This window comes from Microcoleus sp. (assembly GCF_049646505.1).
Classification (GTDB): Bacteria; Cyanobacteriota; Cyanobacteriia; order Cyanobacteriales; family Microcoleaceae; genus Microcoleus.
On sequence record NZ_JBARVX010000564.1, the window covers coordinates 1 to 20,596 of the forward strand.

The window sequence follows — 20,596 nt, forward strand, 5'->3', positions numbered from 1 at the left end:
CTCACCCAGTAAAACCATCCCCATCGTAGAGACGCCCTGGTAGGCGTCTTCTTCTGACAGAGAGAGAGACGTTCCACCGGAACGTCTCTACAATAATATCCACGTGAACACAGGAGAGACCTCACCTCACCCAGAGAGAGACGTTCCACCGGAACGTACAATAATATCCACATGAACACAGGAGAGATTGCTACATGACCTCACCTCACCCAGACTCAGAAGAAGCCCTAGAACTCGAAACCGTCGCCCTATTTCAACAACTAGGCTACACCACAGCCAACTGCTACCACGAATGGAATAGCGGAACCAGCAACTTAGGGCGAGAAACCAGAAGCGAAGTTGTTCTCATCTCCAAACTACAACCAGCCCTAGAAAAACTCAACCCTCACCTCCCCAAACCAGCAATTAACCTCGCCATCGAACAACTGATCCGCGACAGAAACGCCCTCACCCTCGCCAACGCCAACCGCGAAATTTATAACCTCCTCAAAGATAGAGTAACAGTCACCTACCGCAACGACGACGGCGAAGACATCACCGAAAACGTCACCGTCATCGACTGGAAAAACCCCACCAACAACGACTTTTTCCTCGCTTCCCAATTCTGGATTACCGGGGAAATGTACACCCGCCGCACCGATTTAATCGGCTTCATAAACGGCATTGCCTTAATATTTATCGAACTCAAAGCCTCCAGCGAACGAGTCGAACTCGCCTATCAAAACAACTTCTGCGACTACCGAAAAGAAATCCCGCAATTATTTTGGTACAACAGCATCGTTATCCTCTCCAACGGTAGCATCAGCAAAATCGCTAGCCTCACCGCCACTTGGGAGTATTTCTCAGACTGGAAAAAAATCAACAACGAAGGCGAACAAGGCATCATCTCCCTGGAAACCCTAATTCGCGGAACCTGCGACAAAACCAAACTCTTAGATATTGTCGAAAACTTCACCTTATTTAGCGAAGAACAAGGCAATTTAATCAAACTCGTTGCCAAAAATCATCAGTATCTCGGCGTGAACAATTGCCTAGAAGCCGTACAAAACATCGGCGAAAATCAAGGCAAACTCGGTGTTTTCTGGCACACCCAAGGCAGCGGTAAAAGCTTCTCGATGCAGTTCTTTTCCCAGAAAGTCCACCGCACAATTACCGGAAATTGGACATTTGTAATTATCACCGATCGCGACGACTTAGACAACCAAATCTACAAAAACTTTGCCAAAACAGGCGCTGTCACTGAACCCGAAGAAAAAGTCCGCGCCAACAGCGGCGAACATCTCAAACAACTATTGACAGAAGACCACCGCTATGTATTCACATTAATTCAAAAATTCCGCACCCAAAAAGGCGAAACCTACCCCCAACTTTCCGATCGAAATAATGTAATTATCATCGCCGACGAAGCCCACCGTTCGCAATACGACAGCTACGCCGCCAACATGAGAACCGCATTACCAAACGCCGGATTTATCGGCTTCACCGGCACACCCTTACTCGTGGGAGAAGAAGCCACGCGGCGCGAATTTGGCGACTACATCAGCATCTACAACTTCCGCCAATCCATCGAAGACGGCGCAACGGTTCCCCTGTTCTACGAAAACCGCATCCCCCAACTAGAACTCACCAACAGCGAACTCAATGAACAGATAGCCGATGCGATAGAATCAGCAGATTTAGATGAAGCCGAAGCAAATAAACTCGATCGCGAATTTGCGCGGGAATTGCACCTAATAACGCGAGATGAACGCTTAGACGAAATCGCCAAAGATATAGTCGCCCACTTTTTAGGGCGCGGCTACCAAGGTAAAGCAATGGTTGTCTCCATCGATCGCTTTACTGCTGTTAAAATGTATAACAAAGTCCAGCACTATTGGCAACAGTATTTAACCGAATTACAAAACCAACTAATCGCAGCCAACGCCGAATCCGATCCCCCTAAATCCCCCTTAATCAGGGGGACTTTGAACGAATCCGATCCCCCTAAATCCCCCTTAATCAGGGGGACTTTGAACGACTCCGATCCCCCTAAATCCCCCTTAATAAGGGGGAATTTGAACGAATCAGATCCCCCTAAATCCCCCTTAATAAGGGGGAATTTGAACGAATCCGATCCCCCCTTAACAACGGGAACTTTGCACAATGAATTCTCCCCCCTTATTAAGGGGGGCTGGGGGGGATCTCCGGGTTCAAAAATAACCCCTAACGAACACGAAAACCTAACCGCCCAGATTCAATACATCGCCGAAACCGACATGGCGGTAATCATTTCTTCTTCCCAAAATGAGGAAGAAATCTTTAACAAAAAAGGTTTAACCATCAAACCCCACCGCCAACGCCTCGCCAAGGAAAAACCAGGATTAGACGATAAATTCAAAGATGCGAATCACCCCCTGCGAATCGTCTTTGTCTGCGCGATGTGGATGACAGGATTTGACGCGCCCAGTTGTTCCACTATCTACCTCGACAAACCGATGCGAAACCACACCCTGATGCAAACCATCGCCAGGGCGAATCGCGTATTTGGGGAAAAGACAAACGGGCTGATTGTAGACTATATCGGCGTTTTCCGCGACTTGCAAAAAGCCCTAGCAATTTACGGTTCCGCATCGGGCGGTGATGTCTCCGAAGGCGACACGCCGGTACAATCGAAAGCCGCCCTAGTGGATGAATTGAGAAGTGCGATCGATCTTACCCTACAATTCTGCACGCAACACGGCATCAACTTCGACAAAATCCAAGCCGCCACCGAAGCTTTCGCCCTTACCAAGCTGTGGAATGATGCTGTCGAACTTATCCTGATCAACGACGATTCCAAACAGCGATATCTAGCACTAACTCAGAACGTTAACAAACTCTACAAAGCGATTCTCCCAGACCCAGCATCTGGCGAGTTCAATCCTAGTTTATACGCTTTTGCTGAAATTACCAAGCGCATCAAAAGTCTAACCCCACAGGTGGATATTGCCGAAGTCAAAGCCGCTGTTGAGGAAATTTTGGACAAATCCATCGGTACTTCAAATTATATCATCCCCGCATCAAATCAACCAATTTACCTCAGCAAAATTGACTTTGAAGCCCTCAAATCCCAGTTTGCATCGGGTTACAAACACACGGAAACTGAGAAACTAAAAGGTATAATTAGCAGCCAGCTAACCCAAATGCTGCGCCTCAACAAAAGCCGGATGAATTATCTCGATAAGTTTCAGCAAATGATTGATGAATACAACGCTGGTTCTGGTAATGTGGAAATATTGTTTGCCGAGTTAGTGGAATTTGCCCAGGAACTAAATATTGAGGATAAACGTGCCATAGGCGAGAATTTATCAGAGGAAGAACTGGCGATTTTTGATTTGTTGACTAAACCAGATATCAGTTTAACCGAGAAGGAAAAGCTGGAAGTTAAGAAGGTAGCAAAGGAACTTTTGTCAACCCTCAAACAAGAAAAATTAGTGTTAGATTGGCGCAGGCGACAGCAAACCAAGGCAGCGGTTAAAGTGGCGATCGAGGAAATGTTAGATAAACTTCCCGAAAGCTACTCAACCGCAGCGTACCAGCGCAAATGTCAAGAAATTTACCAGCACGTTTACGAGTCTTATGCTGAGGCGGGACGCAGCATTTACACCGCTGCAGCTTAAACCTGAATTGCCAGTAATATCAATTCCGGTTGCACTCATGATGTTAACAGTTAACAGTTAACAGTCAACAGTCAACAGCCAACAGTCAGTAGGGGCGGTGCCAAGAGTGCCCGCCCTCTTAACAGTCAACAGTCAACAGTCAACAGTCAACAGTGAATTTACTATTCCGATAAAGAGAGGATTTAATATAACCCACAGGTTTTGTCAAAACTTCATCAAAACTTTACGAACTTGCGATCGGCTTTGCTGTAAATTAGGATACATATCGCCCAAGTTATGCCGATCGCCGCAAATGCAGAATTTTTCAGGTTTAATTTCCCTCTATCCCTATCTCCCTCTATCCCTCTATCCCTCTATCCCTCTGTCTCTCTCCTCCCTCCCTAAAAAAAAGTAAGTTTTAATTGACGAATCATGGCACGATCGCAGCGTGTTTTGATACCATGCAATAAGCGTCCAAGACTATCAGGGAATGCACTGGAGGTGCGTAAATGGAGCTTTTTGGAGAACAAAAACGGTGTTTGGATGGTTTGGTGGTGTCGATCGAGCAATTAGGCGGTAGAGTCGAAATTGCCAAGTTAGAGCAGATAGCCGAGTTAATCATTCAAACCATGAGAGGGCCTTGGCGCTACTTTCACACGTCGGAACACATTTTTGAGGTCGGGGGGTCAGTCGATCCGATCGAGGTGCTGGCAGCGCTATTTCACGACCTCGTGTACGTGCAAGTCGATCAGGGCGTAAGTTTCAATATCAGCAGCGCCCTTTGTCCTTTTGTCAAAGAAGTGCGATCGCAGTTAGTGATCAAAGATGAAACCGAACTGCCCGACGATACCATGTATCAGCTTGTGGCCAGTATCTTTGGGTTCCTTCCCGGTAAGGCTCTCTCGCCCTTTGGCGGCCAAAACGAATTTTTGAGCGCTGTGATTGCTGCCAAATCTTTAGAGCCTTTTTTGCCAGCTAGTACGATCGCCCAGATAGCAGCCTGCATCGAAGCTACTATTCCTTTTCGTCCGGTTTCGCCCTTGGGCTTCAGCGCGATCGAGCTTTTGCACCAGCGGTTAGTAATTGTAAATCGCGATTTTGATTTTGGATGGACTGATGCCGAAACTGTAGAAATTGTCAAGCGTTCTGTCAGATTAGCAAATCGGGATGTAGAGAATTTTGCCTCTCCAAATTCCTCTAATTTCTTAGACAATACCTGGAACTTAATGCCCGAAACCAACCACGAATTGAGCAATGTCAATTCCTATACTGTTGGCGGATATCGCAGGTCTCTACAAAAAATGGAAGGATTTTTAAACTTTCTCAAACCAGAACTCGTTTTCCAGCAGTTCATGGAAGAACCGGACGATGAAACCTACACTCACATGATTGCCCAAACACGAAAAAATATCGCTGTTGCCAAACTTTATCTGGGTATCAAACTAATTACTATCGCCATCTTAGAAGCTCTTTCCTACCGTTTGGGTCGCGACATTCCCCTTTCAACAATGATGGGAGAACTTCGCGCACCCGGATTTAAAACATCAGTTTTAGAGGATTATTTACCCAACCGACAAATTGTCTACCCCTTAGAAAGTCAGTTAGAAAAAGAGGTTTTAGATTTGTTAGCAATAGGACGCAATCAAGAATCTCCCTATGATATTAAAAACTCGCCCGTAGCTACCTTTATTATCAAATCTATCGGCTTTGCTGAAACTGAAAACTTTTTGAAGAAAGCTCAAGACTTTTTTGCCGGTCATATTTCCTCGGAAGAGTTTCTGTCTTACTGCTCTCCCGATGTCATCGACACCATCTCTTCGGGAGTTATGAAGCTTTTTGACAGCCGAAAAATGGCTTTAGGGAAAGTTAAGCTAGCTCACCAAACCGTTTCCTAGGGTATAGATCGATCGGACGGCGGTTTCAACCGCCCGGTTTTCTCGCCGCTGATTGTTTTTAATCGGTTCTTTCAATGATGATAGTCAAGTGAGCGACTAATGCACCGATCGCACCTACTGCTGCAATCACAGGAAACAAAGCCGCACCGATAACTCCGCCGACGACTCCCACCGTCAGAGGCAGTTCTACCAAAATCCGTCCTTCTTCATTTTTGATAATGATGCGGCGGATATTGCCTTCGTGAAGCAGTTCTTTAACCTTAGCAACCAAATCGTTGCCGTTAATCTTCAACTCTTCGACGCTAACTTTATCCTGAGTATAAGCAGGTGTTTCTAAAGGAGTCGTTTCAAAGTTAACCTCAGCCACTTTTTGGGTCGAAACTTTTTCAGATACAGGTGTTGATTCGAGTTCTCTTGTCCCCACCGGTTCTTGTATGCGATCTGTCGGTGTTTCCATTTTTTGCTCTCCTTTGAGGTAAAAGTATTTTTGTATATAGCCTTTCTCAAAAAAGTGAGGTATGCTCTATGCCCTATGCCCTATGCCCTATGCCCGACAGTACCTCATCTTTCGCTTGAAAGGCTATATGAAGTATCTAGTAAATATAACACCCAACGTTCGATCTCTCAATCATTCTTTGGGGTGATATTGAAAAGTTGATGCTGAGATACTTTGTTGACTTCAGAAACCGGGTTTCTACGAAGATTTCTGGTAACTCAACGAACAAAACCGTAGAAACCCAGTTTCTAGCCCCGGTGAAAGACTGAAACTCTCTCTCCATCTCTCCCAGTCTCCCAGTCTCCATCTCTCCCAGTCTCCCAGTCTCCCTCTCTCCTTGTGCCAATACGCTAACTGTCTGCACATCGCCCCCGCAGCGCTTCTGCATTAAGCAACCTCCAATCCTGAAAGCCAAATTGTAGAGAAATTTACGCACTCCGACTCCGCCTCGGCAGATGTACGGGTGGAAATACTGGCATCCTACCAAAAGTGCGATCGGCATTTGTGCGAAAAAACCGACAATTGATATTTCTGGGCAATTTCCCGAAATCGGTTTTGTCTGAGTTGTGAGAGGGGGCGGCTCCCGATTTGTCGCCAGTTTTGTCTGATTGTCATATACTTTTGAGTAAGGGTAATAGATGCAAGCGGCGGTATCAACCGCGCCTGCAGAGTCTTCCGCGCTGGGAACAAAATAACGTAATTTTTACCGCCTTTGCGTTCAACCCGCTCTTCTAGGGTACAATTCTGTACAAATGCGGTTGATACCGCCCGGTATTCTAAACAGTCAAGTTTTCAAAGGGTGTCTGCTGTTAAATTAATCTAACCTGCGATATCGTTTCGGATGAAACCAGCGCGATTTAAGGCAAAAAACCTTGCTGGATTAACTGGATGCGATCGATCGCAGCGGAGTTGATTGCCAAGCTATAAAAAAAGTCGAAAATGCAGTAAAAATATTAGGCAATACTCCAGCAGCCAACCGCAACTGCCAATTACCAAAGGAGGTAGCAGTGTATGAAACTGACGGGTTGAGTCCCCTGAAATCGCCGCTGGGTTTGCGATCGACTCTACAGGAATTAACCCTCTACGACTTTATCCTAGAGTCATGCTGTCTGGGTGGCGAAGTTGCTGAATTTTTTCAAGCTAATCCTTTACTTCCCGGCATCATCATTACTGAGAAAGGAAAGTTTATAGGGATGATTTCGCGCCGGCGTTTTTTTGAACACATGAGCCGCCCCTACAGCTTCGAGTTATTTTCTCAACAGCCTTTGTTGGTACTCTACCGCTTTACTCAAACCGATATGTTGGTTCTCGATCGCCAAACCTTAATTATGACGGCAGTGCGACAGTCTTTAGAGCGATCGCCAGAACTAATCCACGAACCAATTGTAGTGCAGGTAGAGCCGGACAATTACAAACTTTTAGACCTGCACGAACTCCTGCTTTCTCAGTTGCAGATTCACGAATTAGCAACCGTGGCTATGCGGGAATCCCAAGCACAATTGAGGCATCAAGCCCAACAGCTCGAATTTGCCCTGCTGGAACTTCAGCGCACCCAAACTCAACTAATTCAAACAGAGAAAATGTCTTCTTTAGGACAGTTAGTAGCAGGAGTAGCTCACGAAATCAATAATCCGATCGGCTTTATCTACAGCAACCTGCACCACGCCAAAGAATATACTGAAGCTTTAATGCGGATGATCGACCTCTACCAGCAGCACTGTCGCGAATCCATCCCAGCAATTGAAGCCGAATCAGCAAAAATCGAACTCGATTATTTGCTGGAAGATTTGCCGAAAGTGTTAAATTCCATGCAGCAAGGTGCAGAAAGAGTGCGCGACATCGTTTTGTCGCTGCGGAATTTTTGCAGGTTAGACGAGGCCGAAATGAAGCAGGTCAACATTCACGACGGTATCAACAACACGATTATGCTTTTGCAAAGCCAGCTTAAAGGCAAACCGGGCCAGGAGGCGATCGCCATTCACAAAGAATACAGCGATTTGCCGCTAGTGCAGTGCTATCCCGGACAACTCAATCAGGTATTTATGAATATTTTAGTTAATGCTATTTACGCTATAGTTGAGTGTAACAAACACGAAAATTTTGATATAAAAAGCCAGAATTATTCGCAACTATGCGAGCAAATTCATTCCCACACAAACACTACATCCTCAATTGATAAGTCTACCTACTTAACTCCTACTATTCGGATATGCACCGAGTTAACCGAGGATAAAAAGGTAATAATTCGGATTTTTGATAACGGCCCGGGGATGACAGAAGCTGTTCGGAAGCGGTTGTTTGACCCTTTCTTTACTACGAAGCCGGTCGGCAGAGGAACAGGTTTGGGACTGTCGATTAGCTATGAAATTGTTGTCAACCAACACGGCGGCGAACTGAAGTGCATTTCGGAACCGGGAAAAGGAACAGAATTTGCGATCGAAATTCCGCTTCAACAGTCTTCGCCAGCACAGATTTTGCCTCGCTTTGCGTGATACAGAAGAAGTCATTAGTCATTAGTCATTAGTTGTTAGTTGTTAATTGTTATTTGTTAGTTGTTATTTGTTAGTTTCTACTCGTTACCAGGCTCTGCCTGGTAACGCAGATCCGGAGGCTCTGCCTCCATTTTTTCGCAGGCGAGGCTCTTCAAGAATGACATCGATTCCTAGCCTCTTAACCAGTCATTGAAAATGATGCGAGGATTGCTATAGTTGTTAATTGTTAATTGTTAATTGTTAATTGTTAGTTGTTAATTGTTAATTGTTAATTGGTAGGGGCGGTGGATGGTGCGTGCCCGCGCTCTTAGTTGTTAATTGTTAGTTGTTAGTTGTTAGTTGTTAGTGCTGTCCCCCCAAGCTTTCCGTCCAACGTCATCAGGAAAAAGTCAAGCGTGAAGAAGCAATAAAAGTTAGGGGTTCGGCAGTTGAAACCGCTTCTTTTGAGACTAAAAAATCAAGCCCCCGCCTACTGGGAACCTTTGCAAACCCACTTCCACAAAGGATGACTCGGCCCCTGTTGGCGAATGCGGCGCACTTGTTGTTCCAAACCCTGTTTTTCCTGCTGGGGCAATCCTCGCAACGCATTGCGAGTTTGCCAAGTTAGCACAGCTAAAGTCATCCCCAAGCACAAACCGAGGCCGAGAGTCGGCCAGCGGTGAAAGTATAAACCGTAGTACACCGCAGCCCAAGTGAAATGTTCTAACCACAAACCGATTTCGCGACGCAAACTCCAAATGCTGAAAGAACCGACGCTAATCCACAACAATATTACAGTTAACCAGCGCGCGTAAACTGTTAGTTTGTGAAGCCTTTGGACTTCTATTTGAAAAGTTGCGTCGCTTTCATTAGTCATTAGTTATTAGTCATTAGTCATTAGTTATTAGTTATTAGTCATTAGTCATTAGTCATTAAGCTGTTCTGCATTTAAATTGAATGTAAAAAAAACTCTAAATCTTGTGGGGCGGGCATCCTGCCCGCCCTGAACATACAATTTAAATGTCCGACAGCTTAGTCATTAGTTATTAGTCATTAGTTATTAGTCAACAGTCAACAGTCAACAGTCAACAGTCAACAGTCAACAGTTAACAATCGTTAAACTTCTTCTGATGGGTTGATTCCTTCTGCTGGGAGGGGGATGGAGTGGCCGGTGCGACTGCGCCACCAAGCTAGCAGCGTGCTGGCAATGAAAATACTCGAATACGCACCGGCAATAAAACCGATAATTAATGCTAAAGCAAAATATTTGAGGGTTTCGCCACCAAACAAAAAGATTGAAAACAATGTCAGCAGGGTTGTCAGGGTGGTGTTGATTGACCTTCCCAGGGTTTGCATGACGGCATCATCGACAATTCGATCGATCGACAGTCCGGGATTTAGCTTAATTACTTCCCGCACGCGATCGTAAATTACCACTGTATCGTTAACAGAAAAACCGATAATTGTCAAGAGCGCGACCACAAATAAACTGTCAACTTCCAGTCCTCCAACTAAACCCAAGATTGAGAATACACCAAGCGTAATTAAGATATCGTGAAACAGAGCAACAAAAGCAAAAAAGGCATAATCCAACTGAAATCGGAATGTCAGATAAACAGTAATGCCTGCAAAAGAAAGCAACAAAGCCAGCAAACCAGAAGTAAACAACTGTCTGCCGAGGGTAGGCCCAACCGTATCTATTTGAATAGATTTGGGGTCAAAAGTGCCTAGTTTTTCGCTCAAACCTGTTTGCAACTCAGTCCGCTGTTCGACATCCAAAGTTTTTGTCCGCAGCGACAAACCGCGCTGTTCTTGGCCGATAACTTGAATGCTGCTACCGGCCAAACCTTGGGTATCGAGGACTTCGCGGACAGCAGCAAGATCGATGGGTTTACAATTTTCCGGTTTCGTGCAGTCGAGTTCAAATTGCAGCCGAGTGCCGCCGATAAAATCTAAACTGGGGCGCAGCGGTGCGCGGATGTCGGGACGAGTCCAAGAAATCGCCATCGACACTATACCTGCGAGGATGACCGCGGCGGAAATACTCCACCAGAGCGATCGATATTTGATAACACTGAATTTCATAATTTAGTGGGAATTGGGAATTGGGAATTGGGAATTGGGAATTGGGAATTGGGCATTGGGCATTGGTAATTAATTTACAACTAATTTTTAGCGGTTTGTAGTTGGCAACTATTACCGATTACCAACTACCAATTACCCATTACCATTACCCATTAACTATTAACTGTTTTTGACAAATTTGGACAAAACAACTCGGGTTTGCGGAACCCCGGAAAGCTCAAGACTACTAATAGCAGAGTGCGACTGCAAGTAAGAGCAGTAAACATACTCACTACCACGCCCAATGCCAAGGTAACAGCAAACCCTTTAACTAAGCCAGCACCCAGCCAGAACAGCGCCGTACAAGCGATCAGCGTAGTTACGTTGCCATCCAAAATACTGGAAAAAGCTCGGTAAAAACCCGATTCGACCGATCGATAAAGCGTCTTCCCCGCCCGCAACTCTTCGCGGGTGCGCTCAAAAATCAGCACGTTAGCATCTACCGCCATCCCGATGCTGAGTACAAAACCAGCAATTCCCGGCAGCGTTAATGTCACTCCCAACAGTACAAAAGCAGCCCAAGTTAGCAAAGCATAAATTAACAGAGAAATATTGGCAATTACGCCGGGAAGCCGGTAGTAACCTATCATGAAAATCAAGACTAAAATTAAGCCTCCGATCCCTGCATTAATACTGCTTTGAATGCTGTCTCGCCCCAAACTTGCACCCACAGTGCGGTTCTCAATAATTTCGACCGGTACCGGCAAAGCTCCGCCGCGCAATTGCACTCCTAAATCGTTAGCTTCTTGCGCTGTAAAGCGACCTTGAATTACGGCGTTGCCGCCAGTAATTCCTGTCTGGGCAAATTCAACACCTACTACAGGAGAACTGATCATTCTTTCGTCTAGAAAAATGCCGAGAGTCCGTCCGGTGCCTGCTAAATTTTTAGTGAGTTCTGCAAATAGTTCGCCCCCTTTAGTGTCGAAACGGAGAGCGACATTCCATTCGTTACCAGTCGGTTGAGCTTGAGCATCTTTGAGGTTTTCGCCGCCTAGTCCGCTGCTTTTGTAGAGTTGGGCGATCGCCTCATTGCTCCTTTTCAAAGCAGCCAGATTTTCTTGAATTGCGGCTTCATTTTTGCTCGTTTTCAATTCTGTTTGCTTTGCCAGCAATTCCTGCTGCAACTGTCTTTCAATAACTAATTGCGCTTCTGTTCCCGCCAGTTGTTCCCGAAAGTCTAGCTTGGCGGTACCGCCCAAAACTCGTTCTGCTTGCTGCGGGTCATTTACTCCGGGCAACTGTACCAGAATTTGGTTTTCTCCTACTGTTTGTACCACTGATTCGGAAACGCCCAAACCGTTGACGCGATTTTCGACGATCCGCCGCACTGCTTCTAACATTCCCGGCTCAATTTTGGGAATTGTGGGTGTAGTTTTTACCTGAATTGTGAGTTGCGACCCTCCTTGCAAGTCTAATCCCAGCCGCGTCGGCATTGTTGCTATTACAGTAATGGCTGCCACGAGCAAAACAAAAATTAGGGCTAATATTGAACGCTGTTTTTGCATATTTAATTATTGGTTATTGGTTATTGGTTATTGGTTATTGGTTACTGGTTATTGGTTATTGGTTCGTTCCGAGCTGTTTTTCGGCCTTCAAATAACAAATAACCAACAACAAATTACAAATTACCAATAACTATTTATACTCGCAAAGCTACCATTTTTTGGACGGCTTCGACAATTTGGTTGGGCTGGACAATTGTCAGTCTTTCCAGATTACCGTTGTAAGGTGTGGGAATATCTTGCGAAGACAGGCGCAAAACTGGTGCGTCGAGTTCGTCAAAAAATCGATCGCTAATCGAAGCAATTAGTTCGGCACCGATGCCTCCGGTTTTCATACATTCCTCCACAATAATTACTTTGTGAGTTTTGCGAATGGATTCGCCAATTGTCTCCATGTCGAGGGGTTTGAGAGAAATTAGGTCGATTACTTCGGGATCGTAACCTTCTTTTACCAATGCGGGCAGGGCTTGCAGGACGTGGTGCCGCATTCTGGAATATGTCAAGATGGTGACATCTTTGCCCGATCGCACAATTTCCGCTTTGTCTAACGGCACTAAATATTCTGTTTCTGGCAAATTTTCCTTGAGGTTGTACAGCAAGACGTGCTCGAAGAACAGAACGGGGTTATCGTCGCGGATGGCTGATTTTAAGAGTCCTTTGGCGTTGTAGGGAGTCGAACAGGCGACTATTTTCAAACCCGGTACTGCTTGGAAATAGGCTTCGAGACGCTGGGAGTGTTCCGCGCCGAGTTGTCGGCCTACGCCGCCGGGGCCGCGAATTACCATCGGCATTTTGAAGTTGCCGCCGGAGGTGTAGCGCAGCATTCCGGCGTTGTTGGATATTTGGTTGAACGCCAGCAGCAAAAAGCCCATGTTCATGCCTTCGATGATCGGTCGCAATCCGGTCATTGCTGCGCCTACTGCCATGCCTGTAAAGCTATTTTCGGCGATCGGGGTGTCGAGCACTCTCAGTTCGCCGTATTTCTCGTAGAGGTCTTTGGTGACTTTATAGGAACCGCCGTATTGGCCTACGTCTTCGCCGAGTACGAATACGGAGGAGTCGCGGGCCATTTCTTCGTCTAACGCCTCGCGGAGGGCGTTGAACAATAAGGTTTCTGCCATAGGAGGTGAAGCAATGATTGCAAGAGGTCAGATTAGAATCTTAACCTTTTGGGGTGCGGATGAGGATGCGATCGTACAGTTTGCACTTGGATAGTATAAAATCTCTCATCTATCATCTTTCGCTCTTTTTGTCAAATCTTTTGAAAAATATTCCATTGTTCAATAGTAATTTGTGTTTCTATAATATGAATTAGTTTTGAGGAAAGCCACAATGTTACATTACAACTTACCGAGGAACTTGCCCTCAGCCGACGAACTGTTAGATTCTGATGAAACGCCTGTGGATAATGAACTGCAAGAACTAATACCGGGGTTGTTAAAAGCAATCTTGTTGATACTCTGGTCGGAACGAATGGACTGGTTTTTTGGAATTGATATGGGTATTTACTATCACCCAGAAACACCGCCCATCGTCCCTGATGCCTTCTTAAGTTTAGGAGTAGAAAGGTTTTACGACGAAGAATTGCGTCCCAGTTACGTGCTCTGGGATGAAAATGTCCTGCCGCTGTTTGTACTGGAAGTTGTTTCTCCAAATTATCGCAAGGAATACACCACAAAATTGGAGGAATATCAAGCTTTAGGTGTACTTTATTACATTATTTATTCTTCCCGCCGCCGCCGGAAACCTCATTTGGAAGTACACAAGTTAGTCAATGGCAAATATGAATTACAGTCAGAAAGTCCAGTTTGGATGCCAGAAATTGGTTTGGGAATTGGTTGTGAAAGGGGAAATTATTCTGGGGTGACAAGAGAGTGGTTGTATTGGTATGACAGCGATGGCAAACGCTATCTGACACCAGAAGAACAGGTGAAACAGGAATCGCAACGCGCCCAACAATTAGCTCAACGTGTCGAACAATTAGCTCAACAATTGCAGGCTTTGGGAGTAGAACCAGAAAATATAAACTAATTACAGTCAGTAATTCGATCGCTCGTTATGCTGTTTCAAGTACGGGCGATCGATACAGTACAGTAAGGAAGAACGAAGAACGAAGAACGAAGAAGGCAAGAACAAATACACAGCAAGCTTTTTAGCAATCTGTGTTTTATGCTAAATTCAGTGGATTTACTTAAGCATTTATATTTCAGCAAAATGTTTTTGCAACAAATCGTGGATAAATCGATAGCGCCGATCGCCCGTTTTTTGCAGCAACAGCCGATCGGCCGCAGCATCCAAAAAACGCTGGTAATCCCAAGGAATATGACCGCTAGACCACAGTACCAGGTGCAAAATAAAACTTTCAATCCCCGGAATTCCCGGCAAGAAAGCACTAATTACCGCCACAACAGTACCCGCAATCAATCCCCAAATAGACCCGGAGACTAGGGTAAAAATTAATCCCAAAATCACCCAAATCATCCCGCCAAGCAGCTTAACTCCAAACTGATACTTGCGCTGTTCCTCGCCTGTTTGCAGCCAGCCCGACGGTATGCGATCGGGGTAAAATTCTTGAATTCCTTGCTGTTCCATCCTTCTGGCCAACCATCCCAACCAGTGGCGAATTTGTTCGGGCCGCAGTTCCTTGTTTCTCGGATACTGCTTGACTTCCCGGCTAATTTGGTGGCGAATATAGGCAGTTAACAGATATTTGCGCTGTTCTTCTGCTGAAGTTATGCGCTTCCAAGCTTCGATTAAAATATCGTCGTAAGCCAAAGCCATCATGCTCAAAAGCAAGGGAGTTTTTGCCAATTTCAACAATTCTGGTTCCTTCTCGATGCTGTACCAAAGTTCGCGGCTTCTGGCTTCTAGCAGATAATTTTGAATTTGAGTTTCTCTTAAAGGTTTCAACAAAACCGCTGCTTGCAGGCGAAATCTAGTCTGGCAGTTTTTGTAAGCTTCAAAACTGCTGCAAGCTACTAAATATTTTGGTTTAATTTCGCTTTCAAGAAACTGATTGATTGCTTGAATGCACAAGTTTTGGCGCTGGCTTTCTACTTCGTCTAAACCGTCGAGGAGAGGCAACAATTTTTGTTCGGCGAGCCATTTTTTGCCCGCAGCGGGAGAGATGCCGTATTTGTACTGAAGTTGAGCAATTAACCAATCGGCGATCGCCCCGGATTCGGCTTTCCACGATCCGAGTTCAAACAACACCGGTACAGGCAAACTAGCATCTTTTTGGGCGCGGGAAACTAACACTAGAGCCAATTCTAGCAGCGTCGTGGTTTTACCTGCACCCGTCGCTCCCAAAATTACCAATTTGCCGCCGCTGCGATCGAACACTTTAGAAATGCTAGCTTTGGGAGGAAGGCGAAAACTCGGACGGTTGCCGGCTTTCACTTCCACATCCCAACAGCGGCTAGCACCCAGAGGCTGCGAGTCTGGGTTGAAGTTAGCCAGCACAGCAGCGTGCAAAGACTGCGCGATCGCGGCGAGAACTTCCTGCTTCACCTCCTCCAACAATCGATCGCGGGGCGGTTGTAATCTCAGAGGAATCAATCTTGACATTTTATACACCTCGTGCTGAACACTTACCTTGCCAGATTTGCGCGCAAATGACAAGCAAGCAAGATTACCATCAGTAAAGGCATCCAGTATATATTGACGGAAATTATGGCGGCAATTATCCATCTGAAATTTTAGATAAAAATCCCGATCCAGCGGCTCGCACTAAGTATTTCCACTATAAATAAACTGGCGATCGCCCCAACTCCGAAACAAAAATTATTAGTATAAATACAGAGAGGTCTATTATGTCATTTACCAACATTCAAATCATCACAGTCAGCTTAGCAGGACTTGCAACAGCGGTGGGAGTAGCTGCTGCAACCATACAGTCGGGCGCGATGAAACAATCCTATCCTCTCGTTGCAGAATCGCCATCCGCAACCGGAAACCCAATTGCATCGGTGCCGGCGAATAACCCCCAATTTCTGCAACCAGAACCCCTGCAAGCAGAAACCCAGGCTGCGGAATCTCCCCCATCTCCATCGCAACCACCCAAAAGCCCCGCACTTCAACCACCGCAAATCGTCGCAGTTTCTCCGCAAAAAGTTGACCCAGTAGTTGTCACACCTCCCGATTCCGGCTGTAAAATCAGTATGGCTGTAGTCAGCGATCCGAATCCACCGCTAAATGTGCGATCGCGCCCGCAAGTAAGCGGCAGCAAAATAGTAGGAAAACTCAAAAATAATACCTTTGTTTCAGTCGCCGAAGAACAAAACGGTTGGCTGCGAATTACCGAACCGCCCGGTTGGATTGCCAAAAATCGCACCGAAAGCAGTTGTGTGAATGTGAACCAGCAAATTAATTTCTTGCCTGGGGGAAATGAAGCCATTGTTAAAGGTAGAATTATCGGCGGCGGCAGTCACTCTTACCGGATTCGCGCCGCCAAGAATCAAACAATGACTGTTAAGAATCAAAGAGGTATTTTTCCACTAATTCTGACTTCTAATGGCAAAACTTTGACGGGAGATAATTATACAGGCAATGAAACAGAGTGGACTGGAAAAATCCCTGCTACTGGCAATTACACATTTCAACTAAACTCAAATTTCCGGGGATTTGAATATGAATTTTATGTGCGAGTCCGATAAAGTTCGCCATTTGTAGTCCTCGATCTACGGGTGGCGAGAAACCGGGTTTTTTGCGAAGTATTTTCGCAGTCATATCAAATCCGGTAGCATCGTCCTGTATTCATATCTCTATTCTCTCTCTCTGTGTCCTCTGTGTTCTCTGCGGTTAAATCATTCCGATGCAACGGTCAACGATATCAACCACAGATTCACTAAAAAACCCGCTTTCTTTGGTCTTGATGCTTAGCAAATTAAGGAATCGCCCCCAGCGAGATATCAAGAATCGCAAATTTCTGCCAATCTTCCGAATCAAAGTGCCACCATTCTGTTGTAATACCGATAAATCCGTGTTTTTTCATCGCATCCTTAAGCACTTGACGATTTTTCCGAGATTGGGCGCTGCCGCCTTGATAATCTCCGTGAGCTTTTTCGGTAAAATCATCGTAAGGTGTGGGCATTTCTAATTCTTTGCCGGTGCGATCGACTAAAGTTAAATCCACAGCAGCACCGCGATTGTGCCGCGAACCCCTAGCAGGATTAGCAACATAGCGCGGATCGGGCATAACTTTCCACATTTGCTCAGTCACAGAAAAAGGCCTGTAGCAATCGTAAACTTTCAAACCTAATCCGATTTTTTCTAAATCTGTTTGAACTAGGGCTAATTTTTGAGCTACAGAACTTCTCAAAGCGCATTTTGCTTGAGAGTAAAGCTTTCGTTTTAAGAAATTGTTCGCAGTGGCGTAGCGGATATCGAGGCGAATGTTGGGATTTACTTTGCGGATGTCAACAAGGCGCGCCCAACTGGGAAGTTGACTCATGAAAATGCTTTCAGGTGCTACTGGGGTTGCTTCTGATTGGGGAGATTGCACTTCTGGCGGCTCCTGGGCGCGGACAAATGCGGGATGGTGCAGGCAGATCGCACATAGCAACACTAACATAAATGCGATCGGGTATTTTCCAAAACTATTAAATTTCATAGTTGTTCTGATTGTGAGTTTTAGAGAGTAGATTGAGGTCGTTTTTCTGTGGTACAATCAATATTATGATGTCACCGTGACTGCAGGGGAAACTATGAAAACTGCAATTTCACTTCCAGATTTAGTTTTTGAAGAAGCCGAGGCTTTGGCCGATCAGTTAGGATTATCGCGCAGCGAGCTTTATACAAAGGCCTTGCAAGCGTATTTGCGGCGATACAACCGATCTCGAATTTTGAGCAAACTAAATCAAGTTTATTCTGAAGAGTCTTCTGAACTAGATCCAGTTTTGGCAAAGATGCAATTTATGTCCTTACCACATGAGGATTGGTAATACCAAATCCGGGTTCGTTATCCCCTTTATCAATCGGCGATTAAAATCGATTCTACACATACAAAGTCTGCTTCCGCAGACTGAAGAATCAAGGGGATATCAAAACCGAATTTGGTATAATATGTCGCAGAGAAACTTGGTGGGCAAGTTTGCCCTATCCAAAGTTGGAATTTAAAAATATTTTTAAATTCCCAAGCGCTGATACACTAAATCTAAGTGCCTCAATTGATACTGCGGATCGAAGCAACCATCAATTTCTTTGCTCGTCATTTTAGCTGTTACGCGATCGTCCTTAGCAATCAAATTGTAGAAATCGCCCCCTGGCTTGTTCCAGGCTTCGTGAGCGCAAGATTGGACAATTGTGTATGCGTCTTCGCGACTCGTGCCTTTTTCTACTAAGGCTAACATTACCCGCTGGCTGAAGATTACTCCGCCGTAAAGGTTCATGTTGCGCTTCATGTTTTCGGGATAGACTAGCAGGTGTTTTACTAAGTCTGTGGTTTCTACTAACATGAAGTGAGTTACTGTAGAACTGTCGGGTAAAATCATTCGTTCTACGGAACTGTGAGAGATGTCTCTTTCGTGCCAAAGCGCCACGTTTTCTAAGGCTGCGACGGCGTTGGCGCGGACAATTCTTGCCATCCCCGTGAGTCTTTCGGAGCGAATTGGGTTGCGTTTGTGGGGCATGGCGGATGAGCCTTTTTGCCCTTTGGAGAAGAATTCTTCGACTTCGAGCACGTCGGTGCGTTGGAGGTTGCGGATTTCTACTGCGAAACGCTCGATCGATGCTGCTAAAAGTGCTAAGGTTTGGACGTATTCGGCGTGTCGATCGCGCGAAATGACTTGAGTCGATGCACAATCGGGTTCGAGTCCGAGGTTCCGGGTGGCAATGGCTTCTATTCGCGGATCGATATTAGCATAGGTGCCGACTGCGCCGGAGATTTTGCCGACTGCTATGGACGATCGCAAATTGACTAATCTTTCACGGCTGCGAAACACTTCCGCCAGCCATCCTGCTAGTTTAAAGCCAAAGGTGATGGGTTCGGCGTGAATTCCGTGCGATCGGCCAACCATCACAGTATTGCGGTGTTGTTGGGCCTGATAGCGAATAGCTTGGCTCAAATCTTCGACACGTTCTAACAAAATATCGACACTAGCGACTAATTGCAGCGCCAAAGCAGTATCGAGCACATCGGAACTGGTTAAACCGAGGTGAATGTAGCGGCCGGCATCGCCCACATATTCGTTGACATTTGTCAAGAAGGCGATCATGTCGTGGCGGACTTCGGCTTCAATTTCGAGGACTCGTTTGGGGTCAAAATTAGCCTTAGCTTTGATTTCTTCGACTGCGGCGGCGGGGATGTAGCCGAGTTCGGCTTGAGCTTCGCAGACAGCGATTTCTACTTGCAGCCAGGTTTTCAGTTTGGCGGTTTCAGTCCAGATGTTGCCCATTTCGGGCAAGGTGTAGCGCTCTATCACGGTTGGGAATTGGGGAATGCGATCTCACCATTGTACATCCGTGAGGGATGCGAGAGTCAGGATGGGGAATTTGGGGCGATCGAACTGTCCCCTTTGGGAATTTGAATATTTCGTTTGTTTCGGATATTGCGTTTATGGCACGGTAAGTGTTATCGTGAAGGAAACAACCAAGTATATGCCGGCCAAATACTTACATACCCTTCCAGTAATGGCTGCACAGGTTTTCCGCGATCGCAGATTCTGTCTGCTGACCAATAAAACGGGGTCTGGTATAATCAGCGGTTTAAACCGCTGATTATACCAACTTATACCACCATATTTACTCTGTGCTTCAAAAACAATCACATCAAAAAAGAGATTAATTATGTTGAACCAAAAAGCATCGCTTGAGTCAGTTTTGATTCCCGAACAAAAACCAGAAGAAATAGCAAAATTAGATCGGATTCTCAGCCACGAGTTTGCACAACCAAAATTAGTCGGAAGTAACGGAGAAGAGATAGTAATTCCTGAATCAGTCTACAGCATTTTGCGTCAGGTCATGGGTGCAATGGCATCAGGTCAAGCTATCTCTCTAGTACCTCACAATCACGAACTGACAACACAGGAAGCTGCTGATATTCTGAATGTATCCCGACCATTTCTGGTCAAGTTACTAGACCAGGGAGAAATTCCTTGTATCAAAGTAGGAAAGCATCGACGTATTCGTTTGGAGGATTTAACTTTATATAAAGAACATCGAGACAACAAACGTCGCCAACACTTGGATCGGCTAATCGAGATGACCGAAGAAGCTGGTTTGTACGAGGCATAGAAATAATTCCAACATTAATATGTCTAAGCTTAGTGTTGTCCTCGATGCTTGTGTCCTGTTTCCTATGTATCTGCGCGATACTCTGCTTTCTACCGCCGAGGCTGGTCTGTATTTACCCTATTGGTCGCAGAAAATCCTTGATGAAGCAATGAGCAACCTTGTCCGCCAAGGGATATTATGCCAGGAGAAAGCAATCAATCTTGAAGCGGAAATCAATGCAGCCTTTCCCGAAGCAATAATGAAAGTACCTGTCGGCTTA

15 protein-coding genes and 1 pseudogene are annotated in these 20,596 nt (G+C 45.6%); 8 read left to right on the top strand and 8 right to left on the bottom strand.

What is annotated here, in order from left to right; genetic code table 11:
* The first annotated feature begins 194 nt into the window (after positions 1-194).
* Positions 195-3,638: a type I restriction endonuclease subunit R gene (locus WBA89_RS26485; RefSeq protein ID WP_424410639.1), complete on the top strand. Its 3,444-nt coding sequence runs from the start codon at positions 195-197 to the stop codon at positions 3,636-3,638.
* A gap of 488 nt (positions 3,639-4,126) precedes the next feature.
* The gene (locus WBA89_RS26490; protein WP_424410640.1) at positions 4,127-5,512 is read left to right on the top strand and encodes a hypothetical protein; all 1,386 of its coding nucleotides are present in this window, start codon (positions 4,127-4,129) and stop codon (positions 5,510-5,512) included.
* 58 nt (positions 5,513-5,570) lie between these two features.
* Here the strand turns inward: WBA89_RS26490 and WBA89_RS26495 are convergent, their stop codons facing one another.
* Positions 5,571-5,969 (bottom strand): DUF4342 domain-containing protein, encoded by a 399-nt coding sequence (locus WBA89_RS26495; protein WP_424410642.1) that lies wholly within the window; start codon positions 5,967-5,969, stop codon positions 5,571-5,573.
* A 1,046-nt stretch (positions 5,970-7,015) separates the two neighbouring features.
* On the opposite strand from WBA89_RS26495, the gene WBA89_RS26500 reads away from it, so the two are divergent.
* Positions 7,016-8,500 carry a sensor histidine kinase gene (locus tag WBA89_RS26500; RefSeq protein ID WP_424410643.1) on the top strand — a complete coding sequence of 495 codons (1,485 nt, stop codon included), beginning with the start codon at positions 7,016-7,018 and terminating at the stop codon, positions 8,498-8,500.
* 469 nt (positions 8,501-8,969) lie between these two features.
* Here WBA89_RS26500 and WBA89_RS26505 read toward each other — a convergent pair whose 3' ends face one another.
* The 4 genes from WBA89_RS26505 to WBA89_RS26520 all read right to left on the bottom strand — a co-directional run bounded on the left by WBA89_RS26505 (position 8,970) and on the right by WBA89_RS26520 (position 13,226).
* A complete protein-coding gene (locus WBA89_RS26505; RefSeq protein WP_424410644.1) occupies positions 8,970-9,356 on the bottom strand; it encodes a hypothetical protein in 387 nt (128 codons plus the stop codon).
* Positions 9,357-9,595: 239 nt separating this feature from the next.
* On the bottom strand, positions 9,596-10,564 hold the full coding sequence (gene secF / locus WBA89_RS26510; protein WP_424410645.1) for a protein translocase subunit SecF: 969 nt from the start codon (positions 10,562-10,564) through the stop codon (positions 9,596-9,598).
* Positions 10,565-10,716: 152 nt separating this feature from the next.
* On the bottom strand, positions 10,717-12,108 hold the full coding sequence (secD, locus tag WBA89_RS26515) for a protein translocase subunit SecD (RefSeq protein WP_424410646.1): 1,392 nt from the start codon (positions 12,106-12,108) through the stop codon (positions 10,717-10,719).
* A gap of 134 nt (positions 12,109-12,242) precedes the next feature.
* Positions 12,243-13,226: an alpha-ketoacid dehydrogenase subunit beta gene (locus WBA89_RS26520; protein ID WP_424410647.1), complete on the bottom strand. Its 984-nt coding sequence runs from the start codon at positions 13,224-13,226 to the stop codon at positions 12,243-12,245.
* 211 nt (positions 13,227-13,437) lie between these two features.
* Here WBA89_RS26520 and WBA89_RS26525 point away from each other — a divergent pair, with 211 nt between their 5' ends.
* Positions 13,438-14,136, top strand: coding sequence for a Uma2 family endonuclease (locus WBA89_RS26525; protein WP_424410648.1), 699 nt, complete (start codon positions 13,438-13,440; stop codon positions 14,134-14,136).
* Between the two features lie 168 nt (positions 14,137-14,304).
* Here the strand turns inward: WBA89_RS26525 and WBA89_RS26530 are convergent, their stop codons facing one another.
* Entirely contained in the window at positions 14,305-15,672 is a 1,368-nt protein-coding gene (locus tag WBA89_RS26530) for an NACHT domain-containing protein (RefSeq protein ID WP_424410649.1), read from the bottom strand.
* A gap of 245 nt (positions 15,673-15,917) precedes the next feature.
* Between WBA89_RS26530 and WBA89_RS26535 the strand changes: the two genes are divergently transcribed.
* A complete protein-coding gene (locus WBA89_RS26535) occupies positions 15,918-16,760 on the top strand; it encodes an SH3 domain-containing protein (protein WP_424410650.1) in 843 nt (280 codons plus the stop codon).
* Between the two features lie 230 nt (positions 16,761-16,990).
* On the opposite strand, the gene WBA89_RS26540 is transcribed toward WBA89_RS26535, so the two are convergent.
* Positions 16,991-17,716 carry a M15 family metallopeptidase gene (locus WBA89_RS26540; protein WP_424410651.1) on the bottom strand — a complete coding sequence of 242 codons (726 nt, stop codon included), beginning with the start codon at positions 17,714-17,716 and terminating at the stop codon, positions 16,991-16,993.
* A 94-nt stretch (positions 17,717-17,810) separates the two neighbouring features.
* Here WBA89_RS26540 and WBA89_RS26545 point away from each other — a divergent pair, with 94 nt between their 5' ends.
* On the top strand, positions 17,811-18,047 hold the full coding sequence (locus WBA89_RS26545) for a hypothetical protein (protein WP_194071021.1): 237 nt from the start codon (positions 17,811-17,813) through the stop codon (positions 18,045-18,047).
* Positions 18,048-18,230: 183 nt separating this feature from the next.
* On the opposite strand, the gene purB is transcribed toward WBA89_RS26545, so the two are convergent.
* Positions 18,231-19,526 (bottom strand): adenylosuccinate lyase, encoded by a 1,296-nt coding sequence (gene purB / locus WBA89_RS26550; RefSeq protein ID WP_424410652.1) that lies wholly within the window; start codon positions 19,524-19,526, stop codon positions 18,231-18,233.
* A 364-nt stretch (positions 19,527-19,890) separates the two neighbouring features.
* On the opposite strand from purB, the gene WBA89_RS26555 reads away from it, so the two are divergent.
* Positions 19,891-20,337, top strand: a complete 447-nt coding sequence (locus WBA89_RS26555; protein ID WP_424410653.1) for a helix-turn-helix domain-containing protein — start codon at positions 19,891-19,893, stop codon at positions 20,335-20,337.
* A 19-nt stretch (positions 20,338-20,356) separates the two neighbouring features.
* Positions 20,357-20,596: pseudogene (locus WBA89_RS26560) on the top strand (PIN domain-containing protein); the annotation flags it as partial.